Genomic DNA, 18,391 nt, shown 5'->3' with positions numbered 1-18,391 from the left:
ACGTATAGGGTCTGACTCCTGCCCGGTGCTGGAAGGTTAAGGGATTCGTCAGCCGCAAGGTGAAGCGATGATCCGAAGCCCCAGTAAACGGCGGCCGTAACTATAACGGTCCTAAGGTAGCGAAATTCCTTGTCGGGTAAGTTCCGACCTGCACGAATGGAGTAACGACTTCCGCGCTGTCTCGGAGAGGGACTCAGCGAAATTGAAATAGCTGTGCCGATGCAGTTTACCCGCAGCAAGACGGAAAGACCCCGTGAACCTTTACTATAACTTGACAGTGACACTAGGGATTGACTGTGTAGGATAGGTGGGAGCCTTTGAAGCCGGGCCGCTAGGTTCGGTGGAGGCAACGGTGAAATACCACCCTGTTGATTTCTGGTGTCTAACCATGTCCCGTCAGCCGGGATTGGGACACTGTCTGGTGGGTAGTTTGACTGGGGCGGTCGCCTCCCAAAAAGTAACGGAGGCGCGCGATGGTTCCCTCAGCCCGATTGGAAACCGGGCGTCGAGTGCAATGGCATAAGGGAGCTTGACTGCGAGACGGACACGTCGAGCAGGTGCGAAGCAGGTCATAGTGATCCGGTGGTCCTGAATGGAAGGGCCATCGCTCAACGGATAAAAGGTACTCCGGGGATAACAGGCTTATCTCCCCCAAGAGTTCACATCGACGGGGAGGTTTGGCACCTCGATGTCGGCTCATCGCATCCTGGGGCTGGAGCAGGTCCCAAGGGTTTGGCTGTTCGCCAATTAAAGCGGTACGCGAGCTGGGTTCAAAACGTCGTGAGACAGTTTGGTCCCTATCTGCTGTGGGCGTAGGATACTTGAGAGGCTCTGACCTTAGTACGAGAGGACCGGGTTGGAGGCACCGCTGGTGTACCAGTTGTCTCGCCAGAGGCATCGCTGGGTAGCCATGTGCCGATTGGATAACCGCTGAAAGCATCTAAGCGGGAAACCGACCTCAAGACCAGGTATCCCGGGCGCAAGCCCCTGAAGACCCGTCGAAGACTACGACGTTGATAGGCCGGGTGTGTAAGCGTGGTAACACGTTCAGCTAACCGGTACTAATTGGTCGTGAGGCTTACTTTCCCCATTCTCTTGCATGCCCCCTCAAGGGGAGTAAGGGACTCGGGGCCAAGGCCGAGGCTCGAGTGCTTCTTGGCACTCGCCTGGAAGACTGAAATACGCACAGCGAGACTTCACTCAGCAAGAAATTCGAAACTTACCCTTTGTATGCACTGTCGCTTGTTTTCCGGTGGCTATGTCGGAGGGGTTCCACCCGTTCCCATCCCGAACACGGAAGTTAAGCCCTCCAGAGCCGATGGTACTTCGCGGGAAACCGCGCGGGAGAGTAGGTCGCTGCCGGATTCTTTTTGAGAAACCCCCGGTGTCCCTCGTGGACACCGGGGGTTTTCTGTTTTGGGCCGTTTGCTTTTCGCGCGTCACTGCCGCGGCGGGTTTCTGGTGGGCAGCCCATCGGATGTGGACGCCCGCTGATTGGGCCTTGGCAGTGTGCCACTTGAAGTAGCCGCCCCCTGGGAGCTGATGTGTAGGGCCCAGGGCCGTCTGGTCTGCCTCAGCCACTCCCTCTTCTCGATGCCGAGGGATGAAGCGGAACGTGCGGCGCTTCTTGGGAGGGCGTTGGGGGCGCTGCGTTGCCGGCGTCAAAGGTCTTCCATTCGCCCCCTCGCGCTGGACGGCTCGGCGTGCGAAGCACGGTTGCACTCCTAGGGCATGGCGCTGGCTCCAGAGGTCTCGGTGATGAATGCGCCAGCGGCGGGGGAGGGCGCGTCGCGCGCCGCCGGGCAGTCCGTGCACGGCGATGGGAGGCGCTGCGTGGGCCCGGTGGACGCCCAACTGGGAAGGGTGCGCGTTCGCCGACGCCAGGTGGCGGGAGCCCCCGGTCCCGCTGGCGCCGGAGCGCGGCTCATTCCGCTTGGATGCCACAAGCAAGGGACGCGGTGTTCTGCTAGTGTAGGCGACATGCGCCTACCTGTGACCGCGCTCCAACGAGCCACTGAGGCCCCCTCTGCACGCCTGCCGCCGCGCGTCGTGGAACATGACGCTTCCGTGGCGAGCTCCGGATGGTGCTTGGAGGACTCAAGCTACCGGATTCGTTGGGGTTTCAGGCTGCTATGCATGTTTGACTCGCCGTCCGCGCTGCGACTAGAGTCCAGGTTTCCGCCCGGTCTGCGCACCGCCTGTCGCGGTGTGCGCCTCCCGGTGCCGGGCCGCTCCACGAGATGAAGAAGCCGACCCTCTTTGGGAAGTACCTGCTCCTCGAGCGCATCAACGTCGGCGGCATGGCGGAGGTGTTCATCGCGAAGGCCTTCGGCGTCGAGGGCTTCGAGCGCATCCTGGCCATCAAGAAGATCCTCCCCACCATGGCGGAGGACGAAGAGTTCATCACGATGTTCATCGACGAGGCGAGGATCAGCGTTCAGCTGAACCACGCCAACGTCGTGCACATCAACGAGCTCGGGAAGTACGACGACACCTACTTCATCGCCATGGAGTACGTCGCCGGACGCGACGTCCGGACCATGTTGGAGCGCTATCGGCGGCGCAAGGAGATCATGCCCACCGCCCAAGCGGTGTTCATCGTCTCCAAGATCTGCGACGGCCTGGACTACGCGCACCGGAAGAAGGACGCCCGCGGGCAGGACCTCCACATCATCCACCGCGACGTGTCGCCTCAGAACATCCTCATTTCGTATGAGGGTGAGGTCAAGGTCATCGACTTCGGTATTGCCAAGGCGGCGAACCGTTCCCAGAAGACGCAGGCGGGCATCCTCAAGGGCAAGTTCGGGTACATGAGCCCGGAGCAGGTCCGGGGGATGCCCATCGACCGGCGCAGCGACATCTTCGCCGTGGGCGTGCTGCTGTACGAGATGCTCACGGGCGAAAAGCTCTTCGTCGGCGAGTCGGACTTCTCCACCCTGGAAAAGGTGCGCAACGCGGAGGTTCCGCTCCCCAGCGAGTTCAACCCGAGCATCCCGCAGGGCCTGGAGAAGGTGGTCCTCAAGGCACTCACGCGCGAGCCCGAGGACCGCTACCAGTGGGCGTCCGACATGGCCGAGGACCTGATGCGGTTCCTCCTGGCCGGTGACGCCATCTACTCGTCCAAGCACCTCTCCAGCTACATGAAGGAGGCCTTCGCCGAGGACATGCTCCGCGAGGCGGAGAAGATGGAGCGCTATGCCGGTATCGAGCGCCCCGACCAGATAGAAACCTCGGGCATCACGGTGGCCCCCGGTTACAACCGGCAGGCGGCGCGGCGTGCGCCCCCTCCAGCCGTGGTGGTGACGGGAACGCCCGCGGGCCGTGCGTCCACCTCGCCAGCGCAGCCGGTCCAGGACTACATCCCGCCCCCCACCGCCGAGGAACTCGAGGAGATGGGCGTCGGCGCGGGCGACAAGACGCAGATTGTCGACTCCTCGCATACGTTCATGTCCCCCGAAACCCGGGTCGCCGACAGCAGCGTCGTGGTGGACGACAGCATCACGGGCCGGACGGAGAACCCCATCCAGGACCACGGGACGTCCGGTTCCTTCAACTCACTGCGCGCTCCCGCGCCCGATACGTCTTCGCGCAAGGGCAAGAGTGGTCCCAAGGCGCAGGTCGTCATCAGCAACGAGGAGGGCGAGGCCTACTCCGGCGCCACGATGATTGGCCCCGCGCCATCCGCGCCGCCCACGCGCTCGCGCGGCTCGTCGCCCTCGCTGGACGAAGAGACGGGCAGCAGGCCAGCGCCCGTGTCGGGCCGCGGCCGGGGCGCAAAGCGCGCTCCCGAGCCCGAGGAGGAGCCCTCTGACTACGAGCAGCCGCCCGAGGAAGACAGCGGCGCCGGCTACGACGACCAGGACGACTACGGTGACGAGGGTCACGCGCACGACGACCTGAACGAGCCCGAGGAAGAGGTGACGGGCTCGGTTCCCCTTCCCGCGGAAGAGGCGCCCCCGCCCGCGAAGGCCGCTGCGCCCGCGAAGGCGAAGACGAAGGTTCCCGCCAAGGGAAAGCCCGCGCTCAACCTCAAGACGCTGCCGAAGCCGGTGCTGTTCGCTGCCGCGGCGGCCATCGTGCTGTTGCTCGTCGTCGGCGTGGTGGTGGCCACCAGGCCCTCCACGGGCGAGGTCACCTTCATGGTGTCCCCGTCCAACCCCTCCGCCCGCATCCAGCTGAATGGCCAGGAGGTCCAGCTCAACACCCTGCTGGCACTCCCGGCGGGGCAGTACCGGGTCACCGCGAGTGCTCCCGGTCAGCAGAACTCGGCCAAGACGGTGGATGTCGTCGCCGGAAGCAGAATCGTCGTTTCGCTTCCGCTGGAGGCTGACCCGCAGGCGGCTCCGCCGCCCGAGAACCAGCCACCAGAGACGCCGCCGACGAACACGGGCGTCGTCATTGCCGCGGGCACGACCGAACCCGCCGCTCCCTCCGAGGAGCCGGTCGGCGAAGAGGTGCCGGAGAACGCGCCTGGCCAAAATGGGCAGACGCCGCCTCCCGCGCCCGTTCAGGTCGCCGCTGTCTTCCAGGGTGACGACGGCGCTGAGATCGCCGTGAATGGCGAGCGCCTGGGCCAGATTCCAGACGCGCGCATGGCGAATCTGGAGGTGGGAAAGACCTACGCGTTCACCGCGAAGCTCGCGGGCTACAAGCCGTACTCCGGTGAGTTCAAGGCCGACGGCAGCAGCCAGGAGGTCACGGTCGCATTCGAGATGACGAAGGAGCCGGAGCCCGTGGCCAACGTGCGGCCGCCGCCCAAGGCGCCTCCCAGGGCCCCGCCTGCCCCCAGGGCGCCGAGGGCCCCCAAGGTGATGGGCAAGTTCGCCTGCAGCACAAAGCCGGCCGGCGCGGACATCTACGTCGATGGGAAGAAGACGAATCGCCAGACGCCGGTGACACTGGGCAGTCCGTTGATGCTACCGGTGGGCAAGCGGAAGATTTCGTTCAAGCTCAACGGTAAGACGACCAATCCCGTGGTGGTCGACATCACGGAAGGCAGTGTAGCCAAGCTGGTCAACGTTCCCATCGAGTGAGAAGGCGGGCATCCGATGCCCCCTTCGATTGTTGACCGAAGTGGGGCATGGGCGCGCTATGACGCCTCGCCCGCGAGCAATTTTGAGGTGATGCGCCATGCAAACGACGCCCATCCGGGGCAAGCCTGAGGCTGGCCCCGCTGAACAGCCTTTTACGTATCCTCACCGCCGGGAGTTCATCGAGCCCGATTGGCGACGGATTCCTGGCTTCAAGGACGTGTCCGCCGCCGACTGGGAGAACTCCGTCTGGCAGCGCAAGCACACCGTCAAGAACCTCAAGGAACTCAAGGCGACGCTGGGAGCACTGCTCCCGGATGACCTGGCTGAGAGCATGGAGCGCGACCAGCGCGAGCGGGCGACCATGTCGCTGCTCGTGCCCCCGCAGATGCTCAACACCATGAACCTCGATGACCTGTGGCGTGACCCGGTGCGTCGCTACATGCTGCCGGCCTACGCGGACCGCCTCACCGAGTGGACCAATCATCCCAAGGCCAGCCGTGACAGTCTTCACGAGCAGGACATGTGGGTGGTGGAAGGCCTGACGCACCGGTACCCCACCAAGGTGCTGGCGGAGATGCTGCCGACCTGCCCGCAGTACTGTGGTCACTGCACGCGCATGGACCTGGTGGGCAATGACGTGCCGCAGGTCAGCAAACACAAGTTTGGCATCGGGCCCAAGGACCGCTACGCGCAGATGCTCGACTACCTGCGTCGCACGCCGACGGTGCGCGACGTGGTGGTGTCGGGTGGCGACATCGCGAACCTGCCCATCCAGCAGCTCGAGCCGTTCGTCAGCTCGCTGATGGACATCCCGAACATCCGGGACATCCGTCTGGCCAGCAAAGGGCTGATGGCCATCCCGCAGCACTTCCTCCAGGACTCCGTCCTCCAGGGGCTGGACCGGCTGGCGAAGAAGGCCGTCGAGCGCGGCGTGGACCTGGCGCTGCACACGCACGTCAATCACGCGCAGCAGCTCACCCCGCTGGTGGGCAAGGCCGTGCGCAAGCTGTTGGACATGGGCTTCCGTGACGTGCGCAACCAGGGCGTGCTGCTGCGCGGTGTGAATGACAGCCCGCAGGCGCTGCTGGACCTGTGCTTCACGCTGCTCGACCACGCGAAGATCCTGCCGTACTACTTCTACATGTGCGACATGATCCCCAACAGCGAGCATTGGCGGCTGTCGGTGGCGCAGGCGCAGCGGCTGCAGCACGACATCATGGGCTACATGCCGGGCTTCGCCACGCCGCGCATCGTCTGTGACGTGCCCTTCGTCGGGAAGCGCTGGGTGCACCAGGTGGCGGAGTATGACCGCGAGCGCGGCATCTCGTACTGGACCAAGAACTACCGGACCGGCATCGAAATGAACGATGCGGAGGCGCTCAGCCGGAAGTACGAATACTTCGACCCCATTGACCAGCTGTCCGAGGCAGGTCAGGCCTGGTGGCGGGAGCAGCAGAAGGCGGCGTAATGGATACCTCAGTGCTTCCGGCGGGTCTCCCGCCGGAGCCGGCGACCGCTCGCGCGTCGCTCAGCGCCGAAGGGCGCAGACGGCTGTTCCCCGACGCCACGGACGCGGAGTGGGCGGACTGGCGTTGGCAGCAGCGGCATGCGGTGCGAGGCCTGGAGCAGCTGGAGCGGTACGTGCCGCTGACCTCCAATGAGCGCGCGGGCGTGCAGGAGACGTCCGCGCTGTTCCGCATCGGCATCAGTCCGTACTACCTGTCCCTCATCGACCCGGAGCATCCGTTCTGCCCGGTGCGCATGCAGTCCATCCCGGTGCGTGCCGAGGCGCGCATCCGTCCGGGCGAGCTCGCGGACCCGCTGGGTGAGGACAAGACGCGCCCGGAGGAGTGCATCGTCCACAAATATCCGGACCGGGTGCTCTTCCTCGCGCTGGATACGTGCTCCGTCTATTGCCGTCACTGCACGCGGCGGCGCATCACGCAGGGCGGGGTGGCGGAGCTCTCCAAGGAACAGCTCCGCCGCGGCGTGGACTATGTCCGGCGCCATCCCGAGGTCCGCGACGTCCTCATCTCGGGTGGGGACCCGTTCATGCTCAGCGACTCGCGGCTGGAGGAGTTGCTCGCGCCGCTCAGTGAGATTCCCCACGTCGAGATGATTCGCATCGGCACGCGCGTCCCCGTGTGTCTGCCCATGCGCGTCACCGACTCCCTGGCGCGGACGCTCCGGCGCTACGCGCCCGTCTTCGTCGTCACTCACTTCAATCATCCGAAGGAAGTGACGCCCGAGGCGCGCGAGGCCTGCGAGCGGCTGGTGGACCACGGCGTTCCGGTGGAGAACCAGGCCGTGCTGATGCGGCAGCTCAACTCCGACGCGCGCATCATCAAGGAGCTGTCGCACCTGCTGCTGCGCAGCCGCGTGCGGCCCTACTACCTGCACCAGATGGACGTGGCCGAGGGCTGCGAGCACCTGCGCACGCCCATCGCGAAGGGGCTGGAAATCATCCAGCAGCTCCGGGGCTACACCACCGGCCTCGCCGTGCCGCACCTCGCGGTGGACCTGCCGGGGGGCGGTGGGAAGGTGACGCTTCAGCCCGACTACGCGGTCGAATACGGCGCGCAGGAGACGGTGTTCCGCAACTACAAGGGCGAGCGCTTCACGTACCCGGAGCCCGAGGAGACGGACTGCACCTGCCCGTATGATGACGTGTGGCGGGAGCGGGCCCCGCGGTACGGCTACCGCAAGGGCTGAGCAGCGTGCGCGGCGGGGGCTCCCCCGCGCTTCCTCCGTTCAGGAGAGGCCTGCTACCGCCCTTCGGCGCCCTGGGGCACGTCCACGTCGATGGACGGCTCCGCGCCCTCCGTGGCCTCCATCTCCACCGGGTCCTCGTTGCTGAAGCCCTGCTGGATGTGGACCTCTTCCGGGGCCGCCGCGGGGGCGGGCTGCTTCGCGGCCTTGGCGGCCTCCGCCAGCCGCTGCTCCTCCGCCTTCGCGCGCGCGTTGTCCGCCGGCGACATGCGCGCCTCGAAGCGGGCGAAGTCCTTGGCCGACACGCCGTGCTTCTCCAGCACCGACGCGGAGGCGGCCTGCTGCTTGTCGATGGCCTCCCGGCGCTCCGCGGTGCTCATCTCCGACGACTTGCGGTTGCCGTACTCCGCGTCGACCTGGGACAGGGCCTGGGCCTCGTCGCGGCGAATCTCCGCCACCTTCTCCGGAGTCAGCTCCGCGCTGTCGGCGGCAAGGGCCTGTCCAGGAATGACGAGCCACGAAGCGACCAGAAGCAGGGCAGAGCGGGGGGACATGGCGGGAGGACCTCGTTCAGGACAGCGGGAACCGTCGCAGTCTAAACACGGAGACTGCTTCTGTGCACCCGTGCCTCTCAGGGACCGCACCGCGCGCAGCGATTCCGGGCCATGGCGCACTGCTCCTGGCCCTGGGCACAGCGGGGCGGCAGGTCGTACCGCTCGGGATGGCGCTCCACGAGCGCGCACAACGACTCCGCCAGCTCGCAACTCTGCGTTCCGACCGCGCAGCGGTCCGCGCACGTCGCGTCGTCCAGGTCGTCGCGCGTCCGAAGCTCCTCGAGCCGCAGGGACAGCGAGTCGATGGCCGCGTCGTCGGTGCCTGCGACGCGCGAGTCCACCTGCTTCGCACAGGCCGTGAGCAGCACGCAGGCCAGCAGCATCCGTGGAAGGGCGCGCATGGCCGCTCCCCTTATGTGGCCGCGGCCCCTGGCGTCCAGCGGCGTGGGCCCGCGGTGTCGTTCCCTCAGCGACGGACTGGCGCGGTGTGCGCCGGTGGACGTTGGCGAGGCTCCGAAGGGCCTTCGGGCTTCGACAGGTACAGCCAGGCCGTCATCGCCAGCAGCAACGCCACCGCGAGCCGCCGCAGCCACTCCTCGCGGCGCCGCTGGGGCGACGCGCGGGCCTCCCGCTCCGCGGCCTCCAGGCCCGTGGCGACCTGGGACGCCAGCGTCTGGAGCGCTCGGCACGTCTCCACCACCGGAACCAGCGCGGCGGGAAACCTCGCGTCCTCGCGCTCCAGCGCGTCCGAGAGCATCCGTGCCCAGGCGGCTTCCTCGTCCTCACTGGCGGGCTCGCGGACGGGAGCACCCTGGTGCAGGGCCAGCGCGATGGCGGCCCTCAGCAGCAGCACGGAGAAGGCCTGGGCGGGGATGCCGTAGTGCGTCGCGCAGGCTTCCCGAGAGCGACCCTCCACCAACCGGTGGATGAGCATCGCGGCGGGGCGGGGCTCCAACTCGCGCAGGGCGGTGATGAAGGTCGAGGGGAGGGCGGGGCGCGAAGGTGACGTCACGGGTGAGCCATCCTCTCCCATCCACCGGACGTTTTCTTGAGGCGTGCACCCACGCCTCTACACTCCGGGGCCATGTTGCGACCTGTTGCACTCGTCCTGCTCCTGCTGGTTCCGTCGGGCGCGCTCGCCGTGGAGACCCTGCGCATCGCCATCGAGGACGCGGGCAGCGAGGTGCGCGTCAGCGGCCGGGGGCTGGCCTCCGGTCCCGACAGCGAGGACGCCTCCTTCGCCCCCATCACCTCGGGACAGGCGAACATCCGCCGCAAGGGTGGCCGCATCGAGGTCAATGGCACACCCGTGGAGGGGGACTCCGTCCGCTTCCGCGCTGGCATGTCGGAGGCCTCGGCCGCCCCTGGCACCGAGCCCCTCAAGGCCGGCGCGGCGCAGGTCCGCGGGGATGTGGTGGTGCGCCTGCACCGCGGTGGGCTGCAGCTCATCAACGTCATTCCCCTGGAGGACTACCTTGCCGCCGTGCTGGGCAGTGAGATGCCCGTGTCGTTTCCCCCGGAGGCCCTCAAGGCCCAGGCGGTGGCCGCCCGAACCTATGCGCTCCAGAAGAAGCTGGGCGCCTACAGCAATCCGTTCCACCTGGGCAGCAGTGTACTCCATCAAGTCTACGGCGGCGTCAACCGAGAGGACCCTCGCACCCGGGCCGCCGTCGAGGCCACGCGGGGGCAGGTGCTCACGTACGAGTTGGAACCCATCGAGGCGTACTTCCACGCTTCATGTGGCGGCCGGACGGAGTCAGGGCTTGATGCCTTGCAGCGCAACCTGCCGTACCTCCAGCCTGTCGACTGTCCCTGTGGAAAGCTGCCCGCCAGCCGCTGGACGGCGTCGCTCTCCGACGCGGACATCAAGGCGTCGCTCCACCACCCGGCCCAGGGGCTCAAAATCGTGGCCCGCACGCGGACGCGCCGGGTGATGCGCGTCACTCTGGCGGACGGTGCCTCCATGGACGGTGTGGCGCTGCGCCGCAAGCTTGGCTACACGCGGCTCAAGAGCCTGGACTTCGACGTGGAACGCGCCGAGCGCGGCTACGTGTTCACCGGTCGCGGCTACGGCCACGGGGCGGGCCTGTGTCAGTGGGGCGCCAAGGCGCTCGCCGACAAGGGCCGGGAGTACCGGGAGATCCTCTCCCACTACTACCCCGGGACCGAGCTGCAGCACCTCTACTGACGCCGCCCACGTCCGGCGCGCTTTCCGCGACGGCGTGGGGGCTGCTACAAGCGCCACCCCCGTGTCGTCCCGCCTCTCTGACTACGACTTCGCGCTGCCCGAGTCCCAGATCGCCCAGGCCCCCCTGGCCGAGCGGGACGCGTCGCGCTTGATGACCATCAGCCGCTCCAGCGGTACCTGGTCGCACCGTCGGTTCGCCGACCTCCAGGACCTGCTGCGCCCAGGGGATTTGCTCGTCCTCAACGACGCCCGCGTCATCCCCGCGCGCCTGCTGGGCCAGAAGGCCGGCACCGGTGGCCGCGTGGAGCTGCTCGTCGTGCGCCCGGCCGCCCAGGCCACGCTGACCTCGGCGGCGCTCGGGCAGGCCCCCGAGTCGCTCGACTGGGTCTGCCTGGGGCAGGCCTCCAAGGGGCTCAAGCCCGGGCAACGCGTGACGTTCGCCAGCGGCCTGGAGGCGGAAATCCAGGAGGCGCTGGGAGGAGGGGAGTACCGCGTGCGGTTCCACGCGCCCCCGGGCGCCTCGCTGGCCGCGCTGCTGGACGCGGCGGGCCGCCTGCCGCTGCCGCCCTACATCACCCGCGAGCCGGACGCCGCGGACGCGGAGCGCTACCAGACTGTGTACGCGCGCGCCTCTGGGGCCGTGGCCGCGCCCACCGCGGGCCTGCACTTCACCCAGGAGACCCTGGCCGCCCTGGACGCGCGCGGCGTGCACCGGGCGCTGGTGACGCTGGACGTGGGGCCCGGCACCTTCCTGCCGGTGCGTGAGGACGACCTGGACAAGCACCACATGCACCCGGAGCGCTACACCGTTCCGGAGGCCACCGCGAAGGCCATCAACGCGGCGCGCGCGGAAGGCCGGCGCGTGGTGGCGGTGGGCACCACCGTGGTGCGCACCCTGGAGTCCGCCACCGACCCGGAGACGGGGCGGCTGCGCGCGGGCCCCGGCGAGACGACCCTCTTCATCCGTCCCGGCTTCGCCTTCCGCCAGGTGGACCTGCTGCTCACCAACTTCCACCTGCCGCGTTCGACGCTGGTGGTGCTGGTGAGCGCGCTGCTCGGGCGGGAGCGCACGCTGGAGGCCTACGCGGAGGCGGTCCGCGCGGGCTACCGGTTCTTCAGTTACGGCGACGCCATGCTGGTGTCGGAGTGAACGCCATGGGCGAGCAGCAGGAAGCGAAGCAGTCAGGTGGCAAGGGCGACACCCGCGTGGAGCCGGGCATGGTCCGCTTCGAGCTCCTTCACGAGGACGCGTCGGGGACGAAGGCCCGCCGGGGGCGGCTGCACACGCCGCACGGCCCCGTGGAGACGCCCATCTTCATGCCCGTGGGGACGGTGGGCAGCGTCAAGGGCGTGGGGCCGGACGACCTGCTCACGCTGGATGCGCAGATCATCCTCGGCAACACCTACCACCTGATGCTGCGCCCCGGCGAGGCGCTGGTGGGGGAACTGGGCGGCCTGCACCGCTTCGTGTCGTGGAACCGGCCCATGCTCACCGACAGCGGTGGGTTCCAGGTGTTCAGCCTGTCCGGGAAGCGCAAAATCACCGAGGAGGGCGCCGCCTTCCAGTCGCACCTGGACGGCGCTCGGCACTTCCTCACGCCCGAGCGCTCCATCGACATCCAGGAGACGCTGGGCGCCGACGTCATCATGGCCTTCGACGAGTGCCCGCCCTCCACCGAGGACCGGGCCTACCTGGAGGCCTCGCTGGCCCGCACCACCCGCTGGCTGCACCGGTGCGTGAAGGCGTGGAGCCGCGAGCGCTCGTCGCTCTTCGGCATCGTCCAGGGCGGCCTGCACGAGGACCTGCGCAAGCGCCACGCCGAGGAGGTGTGCGCGGTGGACCTGCCCGGCTACGCCCTGGGTGGCTACTCCGTGGGCGAGGCCCCGGAGGCCATGCATGACGGCGTGGCCTACTCCGCGCCCCTGCTGCCCCGCGACAAGCCGCGCTACCTGATGGGCGTGGGCACGCCCGTCGACCTGGTCACCTGCGTGGAGCACGGGGTGGACATGTTCGACTGCGTCCTGCCCACCCGGTGCGCGCGCAACGGCCTGCTCTTCACCTCGGAGGGCAAGGTCGTCATCCGGAACGCCGTCTACGCCAGGGATTCCCGGCCGGTGGACCCTGCGTGTACCTGCTACACCTGCCGCAATTTCAGCAGGGCCTACCTCCGGCACCTCTTCGCCGCCCAGGAGCTGTTGGCCATGCGGCTCAACACGATTCACAACCTCCACTACTTCCTGGGACTGATGGCAGAAGTCCGGCGCGCGGTGGCAGAGGACCGGTTCGCCACGTTTGCCCGGGAGTTTCGTGCCCGTGCCAAGGCGCAGGAGGCCGAACGGACCCGCGGTCGCTGACCGGGCAGATGGATTGCCCGGCTTCCCGCGTTCACTTGCTCACATGGGCCCCCCTTGCTAAGAGGGCCCCCTTTCGGATGGGTTCCTCGGACAAAATGGGGGGCCTCCCATCCCAAGCTTTCCTCAACCGACGAGGCAGTGTGTGGCTGAGAGCTTTCTGATTCTGGCGCAGGCCGGCGGTGGCAATCCGCTAGGCACCCTGGGCTTCCTGGTCATCCTGGTGGGCATCATGTACTTCGTGATGATCCGCCCGCAGCAGAAGCAGCTGAAGGAGCACCGTGCGCTCCTCTCCGCGCTGAAGAAGGGTGATGAGGTCGTCACTTCCGGGGGCATCCTCGGGAAGATCCATCTCGTGGAGGAGCGCACCGTGATGCTGGAGGTCTCCAGCGGCGTGCGCCTCCGCGTGCTCAAGACGGCCATCAGCGCCAGGGGCGGGTTGGCGGAAGGCCCGCCCGCGGCCACCGCGACGGCGGCCGGCGAGAAGAAGGAGGAGAAGTAATGGACCGCGGCTGGTGGTGGAAGTTCGGACTCATTGTCGCGGTGACGCTGGGCTCCATCTGGTTCCTCATCCCGACGTACTACGCGCTCGTCGTGCTCGACCGGGACCAGCGCAACAACCTGGCCGTGCTTGAGGAGCGGATGCCGAGCTGGGCGCCCCCCGCGAAGTACCGCCTGAACCTGGGGCTGGACCTCCAGGGTGGCATCCACATGGTGATGCGGGTGGACACCAAGACGGCGCTCCAGAAGCGGACCGAGCGCCGGGCGCAGCAGATTGTCAATTACGTCAATGACAAGAAGCTGGGCGAGGTGACGGCGGACACGGACCCGGAGCAGCTCGAGGTCACGTTGACGGCCAAGGACCCGGCGACGATGGACGCCATCCAGAAGGAGGTCCTGGCCACCTTCACGGACTTCACGGAAGTCAGCCGCAGCGGCGGCACGCTGGTGCTGGTCCAGGACGAGACCCAGGCCAACTTCTTCCGCGAGGAGGCGGTGGACCAGGCGATGCTCGTCATCCGGCGCCGCATCGACAAGTGGGGCGTGGCGGAAGTGGACGTGCGCAAGCTGGGCTCCGACTCCATCCAGATTTCGCTGCCGGGCCGCAGCAACGCGGAGCAGGCGAAGGAGCTGGTGGGCACCACCGCGCAGCTCGAGTTCCGGATGGTGGATGACACCAACCCGCAGTTCTTCGCGCAGCTCCTGCAGGCGACGCCGCCGCCCGAGGGCAGCAACATCACGCTGACGACGGAGGGCGGCTTCCCGCAGCTCCAGGCCCCCACGCGCGAGGCCATCACCCAGTACACGAAGGACAAGGTGCCGGAGAACCGGGTGGTGCTCACCGAGTGCATCGCCAACCCGGTGAAGAAGGACGAGTGCACCTCGTACCGCTCCTACCTGCTGGACAAGAGCGTGCCGCTGACCGGCGAGAGCCTGGCGGGCGCGGACGCCAGCATCAGCCAGCTCAACGAGCCGGAGGTGAACATCTCCTTCGACCCCGCGGGCGCGCGCGAGTTCGAGCGGCTCACGGAGGCGGGTGTCGGCCGCCGCATGGCCATCGTCCTGGACGACAACGTGCAGACGGCGCCGAACATCAACGAGAAGATCAGCGGCGGCTCGGCCCGCATCACCATGGGCCGCATGGGCGGCCGCACCTTCGAGGAGTGGCTGGGCGAGGCCCAGACGCTGGCGCTGGTGCTGAAGGCGGGCGCGCTGCCGGCCCCGGTGACGGTGGGGGAGATTCGTCAGGTGGGCGCCAGCCTGGGTGACGAGCTCATCCGGAAGGGTGGCCTGGCGGCGGTGCTGGGCCTGGGCCTGGTCGTCCTGTTCATGGCCCTCTACTACAAGGGCTCTGGCCTCATCGCGGACGTGGCGCTGCTGCTCAATGGCCTGCTCATCCTGGCCGGGCTGGCCTTCTTCAATGCCACGCTGACGCTGCCGGGCATCGCGGGCTTCGTGCTGACGCTGGGGGTGGCGGTGGACGCCAACGTGCTCATCAACGAGCGCATCCGCGAGGAGCTGGGCCACGGCAAGTCGACCCGGGCGGCGGTGGACCAGGGCTACGACCGGGCCTTCTGGACCATCTTCGACTCGCACGTGACGGCGCTCATCTCCGCCTTCGTCCTGTTCTTCACGGGAACGGGGCCGGTGCGGGGCTTCGCCACCACGCTCATCATCGGCCTCTTGGCGTCGCTGTTCACCTCCATCACGGTGACGCGAGTCATCATGACCTACTTCGTCCACGGCCGTAACGCGAAGGTCGTCTCCGTCTGACCGGCCGGAGTCCGGGAACCGTCATGCAGATTCTCAAGAACAAGACGAACATCGACTTCATCAGCAAGCGCAAGCCCGCGCTGTTCCTCTCCACGGTGCTGAACCTGGCGATCATCGTCGGCATCGCCGCCTTCGGCTTCAACTTCGGCGTGGACTTCGCGGGTGGCACGGTGGTGGAGGTGAAGTTCGACCACCCCATCACCGCCCAGGAGGTCCGTGAGCGCGCGGACAAGGGCGGCCTGCCGGACGTCAGCGTGCAGAACATCGGCTCGGCGGACGAGAACTCCTTCCTGCTCCGCATGGGCGGCGTCACGCAGCTCAACGAGGAGAGCGGCGCCAGGGGTCAGGCGGCCCTGGAGGCGCTGGGGGGCGTGCGCAACGTCTACTCGGACCTGGCCAACGGCATCATCCGCTTCCGCGCGGCGCAGCCCATGGACTCCGACGCCGTCAAGAAGGCGGTGGAGTCGGCGGGCATCGGCGTGCAGGAAGTGCGTGACCTGGGCGAGGCCCAGGGCGGCGCGGGCTACGACTACCAGGTGGTGGCCAGCGGCATGGCGGACCGCGTGTTCGCCGCGCTCAACGCCGGGCTGGAGAAGCCGGACTTCGAGCAGCGCCGCGTGGACTACGTCGGTCCGCAGGTGGGCAAGCAGCTGCGCAACCGCGGCATCATGGCGCTGCTGTACTCGATGATCGCCATCCTCATCTACGTGGCGTTCCGGTTCGACTTCAAGTTCGGTCCGGGCGCGCTCGTGGCCATGGTCCACGACGTCATCATGGTGTCGGGCTACTACCTGGTGAGCCGGCGCGAGTTCAACCTGACGGCCATCGCGGCGCTGCTGACGGTGGTGGGCTACTCCGTCAACGACACCATCGTCATCTACGACCGCATCCGCGAGGACATGGCCAAGTTCCAGGGCAAGCCCTTCATCGAGGTCATCAACATCGCCATCAACGACACGCTGGGCCGCACCATCCTCACCTCCGGCACCACGGCGCTGTCGCTCATCGGTCTGCTCATCTTCGGCGTGGGCGAAATCTTCGACTTCGCCATGGCGATGCTGGTGGGCATCGTGGTCGGCGTGTACTCGACCATCTACATCGCCAGCCCGCTGACCATCTGGCTGGACGAGCGCGCCGCGGCGAAGGAAGCCCGTCAGCGCGCCAGCGGCGACGTGGACCACCAGCAGCCGAACGCCGCGTGAGCCTCCCACACCCGAGGCATTCCTTCCGTTGAGGGAGGCCTCGCACGCTGGACACGACCAGGGCCCTCTTCCTTCATGGGAAGCAGGGCCCTGGGTGTTTTCTGGTCACCTGTCAGAAGCGCGCGCTCAGCGTGGCGGCCCGGAGGCCTCTTGGATGCATGCTCGACCTCACTGTTTTCGGGTGTGCGTTTGAACCTGCTCACCGGCGACCGACCGTGCGTGAAGCAGCGAGCCACCATGCGTGCGCTTGGCTGAACGCATGTGCAGGAGGGGAAGTGTCGGGCTCAAGGTTGGACTGTCCTGGTCAGACGTCTGAGGTACTGTCGCCTTCGTAGCCAATTCATCGAGGAGGGGTGTCGAGCGTGCGGTGGTTGCTTCCAGATGTAGTCGAGCAGGAAGTGGCGGCCCTCGTGGGGGAGCTGTCGCTGCACCCGCTCGCGGCGAAGGTGCTCCTGCACCGTGGCTACCGCACCCCTGAGTCCGCGTCGGCGTTCCTGTCGGACCGGTTGGCGGACCTGCCGGACCCGTTCCGCATGAAGGGGATGCCGGGGGCGGTGGACCGCATCATCCGGGCGATTCGCTCGCGGGAGAAGGTGACGCTCTACGGTGATTACGACGTGGACGGCGTCTGCTCCACGTCGTTGCTGTACCTCTTCATGAAGGAGCTGGGCGTACCGCCCGCGACGTACATCCCCCACCGGCTGGACGAAGGCTATGGCCTCAACGTCGGCGCGGTGGAGCGCATCGCCGCGGAGGGCACGCGGGTGCTGGTGACGCTGGACTGCGGCATCACCTCGGTGGCGGAAATCACCCGCGCCAAGGAGCTGGGCCTGGACGTGCTGGTGGTGGACCACCACACCGTGCCGCCCACGCTGCCGCCCGCGGTGGCGGTGCTCAACCCGCACCAGCCTGGCTGCGAATACCCGACGAAGGCGCTGTGCGCCGCGGGCGTTGCCTTCAACTTCTGCATGGGCATCCGCAAGCGCCTGCGCGACGAGGGCTTCTTCGCCACCCGGAAGGAGCCCAACCTCCGCGCCATGATGGACCTGGTGGCGCTGGCCACGGTGGCGGACGTGGTGCCCCTCACCGGCGCCAACCGCATCCTCGTGACGCACGGCCTCCAGGAGCTGAGCGCGGGCCGCCGGCCGGGCGTGCGGGCCTTGAAGGAGGTGGCGGGCATGGACCCGGACGCCTCCGTCACCGCGGGCCAGGTGGGCTTCCGCCTGGGGCCTCGCATCAACGCGGCGGGCCGGCTGCACGACGCCTCGCTGGGCCTTCAGCTGCTGTGCTCGGAGTCGCCGGAGACGGCGCGCTCGCTGGCCGCGGTGTTGGACCGCGCCAACGCGGAGCGCCAGGGCATCGAGAGCAGCATCCTCACGCAGGCGCTGGCCCAGGCGGAGTCGCTGAAGGACGCGCGCGGCCTGGTGCTGTTCGACGAAGGCTGGCACCCGGGCGTCATCGGCATCGTCGCCTCGCGCGTGGTGGAGCGCTTCTACCGGCCCACTGTCATGGTGGGGGTGAAGGACGGCGTGGGGAAGGGCTCGGCGCGCAGCATCGAGGCCTTCCACCTCCACGACGCGCTCAGTGGCTGCGCGGAGCTGCTGACGCGCTTCGGCGGCCACAAGCACGCCGCGGGGCTCACCATCGACGCGGAGCGGCTGCCCGCCTTCCGGGAGGCCTTCGAGAAGATTGCCTACCAGCGCCTGTCACCGGAGGACCTCATCCCCCGGTGCCGCGTGGACGCGGTGGTGAATCCCAACGAACTGGACGCCCACGCCGTGGAGTCGCTCCAGCGGCTGGGGCCCTTCGGGCAGGGCAACCCGGAGCCCGTGTTGGTGCTGCGCCGGCAGATGGCTCGCCCACGCGTGCTGCAGCCCAAGTCCGGCACGGGCCATGGCCACCTCAAGCTGGCCCTGGCGGACGCGCCGGAGCTGGACGCCATCGGCTTCAACATGGCGGACCGGGCCACGCTGGTGGATGGCCCGGTGGACCTGGCCTTCCAGGCCGGCTTCGACACGTTCCGAGGCCAGCGCAAGCTGTCGCTGCGGCTCAAGGATTTGCGCGTGGCCGCCTAGCGGC

The 18,391-nt window shown here is 67.8% G+C and carries 13 protein-coding genes and 2 rRNA genes (1 of these 15 running past the window's edge); 12 read left to right on the top strand and 3 right to left on the bottom strand.

Going from position 1 to position 18,391, the window contains the following annotated elements:
• The 5 genes from KGD87_RS12875 to KGD87_RS12855 all read left to right on the top strand — a co-directional run.
• Positions 1-1,086, top strand: a 23S ribosomal RNA gene (locus KGD87_RS12875) (it extends 1,865 nt beyond the left edge of the window).
• A 162-nt stretch (positions 1,087-1,248) separates the two neighbouring features.
• A 5S ribosomal RNA gene (gene rrf / locus KGD87_RS12870) occupies positions 1,249-1,365 on the top strand.
• An 875-nt stretch (positions 1,366-2,240) separates the two neighbouring features.
• Entirely contained in the window at positions 2,241-5,033 is a 2,793-nt protein-coding gene (locus KGD87_RS12865; RefSeq protein WP_284667734.1) for a serine/threonine protein kinase, read from the top strand.
• A 97-nt stretch (positions 5,034-5,130) separates the two neighbouring features.
• Positions 5,131-6,501 (top strand): KamA family radical SAM protein, encoded by a 1,371-nt coding sequence (locus KGD87_RS12860; protein WP_284667733.1) that lies wholly within the window; start codon positions 5,131-5,133, stop codon positions 6,499-6,501.
• Positions 6,501-7,745, top strand: coding sequence for a KamA family radical SAM protein (locus KGD87_RS12855; RefSeq protein ID WP_284667732.1), 1,245 nt, complete (start codon positions 6,501-6,503; stop codon positions 7,743-7,745). Before KGD87_RS12860 ends, KGD87_RS12855 begins: the two co-directional genes overlap by 1 nt.
• A gap of 53 nt (positions 7,746-7,798) precedes the next feature.
• Here KGD87_RS12855 and KGD87_RS12850 read toward each other — a convergent pair whose 3' ends face one another.
• From KGD87_RS12850 to KGD87_RS12840, 3 genes are all read right to left on the bottom strand, one after another.
• Positions 7,799-8,296 (bottom strand): hypothetical protein, encoded by a 498-nt coding sequence (locus KGD87_RS12850; protein WP_284667731.1) that lies wholly within the window; start codon positions 8,294-8,296, stop codon positions 7,799-7,801.
• Between the two features lie 77 nt (positions 8,297-8,373).
• Positions 8,374-8,697 (bottom strand): hypothetical protein, encoded by a 324-nt coding sequence (locus tag KGD87_RS12845; RefSeq protein ID WP_502888021.1) that lies wholly within the window; start codon positions 8,695-8,697, stop codon positions 8,374-8,376.
• Between the two features lie 65 nt (positions 8,698-8,762).
• Complete coding sequence (locus KGD87_RS12840) at positions 8,763-9,308, bottom strand: hypothetical protein (RefSeq protein WP_284667730.1); 546 nt, start codon at positions 9,306-9,308, stop codon at positions 8,763-8,765.
• Positions 9,309-9,380: 72 nt separating this feature from the next.
• Between KGD87_RS12840 and KGD87_RS12835 the strand changes: the two genes are divergently transcribed.
• From KGD87_RS12835 to recJ, 7 genes are all read left to right on the top strand, one after another.
• On the top strand, positions 9,381-10,484 hold the full coding sequence (locus KGD87_RS12835; protein WP_284667729.1) for a SpoIID/LytB domain-containing protein: 1,104 nt from the start codon (positions 9,381-9,383) through the stop codon (positions 10,482-10,484).
• Positions 10,485-10,545: 61 nt separating this feature from the next.
• Complete coding sequence (gene queA, locus KGD87_RS12830) at positions 10,546-11,634, top strand: tRNA preQ1(34) S-adenosylmethionine ribosyltransferase-isomerase QueA (RefSeq protein WP_284667728.1); 1,089 nt, start codon at positions 10,546-10,548, stop codon at positions 11,632-11,634.
• A gap of 5 nt (positions 11,635-11,639) precedes the next feature.
• Positions 11,640-12,839: a tRNA guanosine(34) transglycosylase Tgt gene (gene tgt, locus KGD87_RS12825; RefSeq protein WP_284667727.1), complete on the top strand. Its 1,200-nt coding sequence runs from the start codon at positions 11,640-11,642 to the stop codon at positions 12,837-12,839.
• A gap of 142 nt (positions 12,840-12,981) precedes the next feature.
• Positions 12,982-13,338, top strand: a complete 357-nt coding sequence (gene yajC, locus KGD87_RS12820; RefSeq protein ID WP_284667726.1) for a preprotein translocase subunit YajC — start codon at positions 12,982-12,984, stop codon at positions 13,336-13,338.
• A complete protein-coding gene (gene secD / locus KGD87_RS12815; protein WP_284667725.1) occupies positions 13,338-15,110 on the top strand; it encodes a protein translocase subunit SecD in 1,773 nt (590 codons plus the stop codon). Before yajC ends, secD begins: the two co-directional genes overlap by 1 nt.
• A 23-nt stretch (positions 15,111-15,133) precedes the next feature.
• The gene (gene secF / locus KGD87_RS12810) at positions 15,134-16,312 is read left to right on the top strand and encodes a protein translocase subunit SecF (protein ID WP_163781115.1); all 1,179 of its coding nucleotides are present in this window, start codon (positions 15,134-15,136) and stop codon (positions 16,310-16,312) included.
• A gap of 362 nt (positions 16,313-16,674) precedes the next feature.
• A complete protein-coding gene (recJ, locus tag KGD87_RS12805) occupies positions 16,675-18,387 on the top strand; it encodes a single-stranded-DNA-specific exonuclease RecJ (protein WP_284667724.1) in 1,713 nt (570 codons plus the stop codon).
• Positions 18,388-18,391: the final 4 nt, after the last annotated feature.

The organism is Myxococcus sp. SDU36 (genome assembly GCF_030168875.1).
GTDB lineage: Bacteria > Myxococcota > Myxococcia > Myxococcales > Myxococcaceae > Myxococcus > Myxococcus vastator.
Note: the sequence above shows the minus strand (reverse complement) of the source record. Positions and strands in the feature narration are given on the sequence as shown.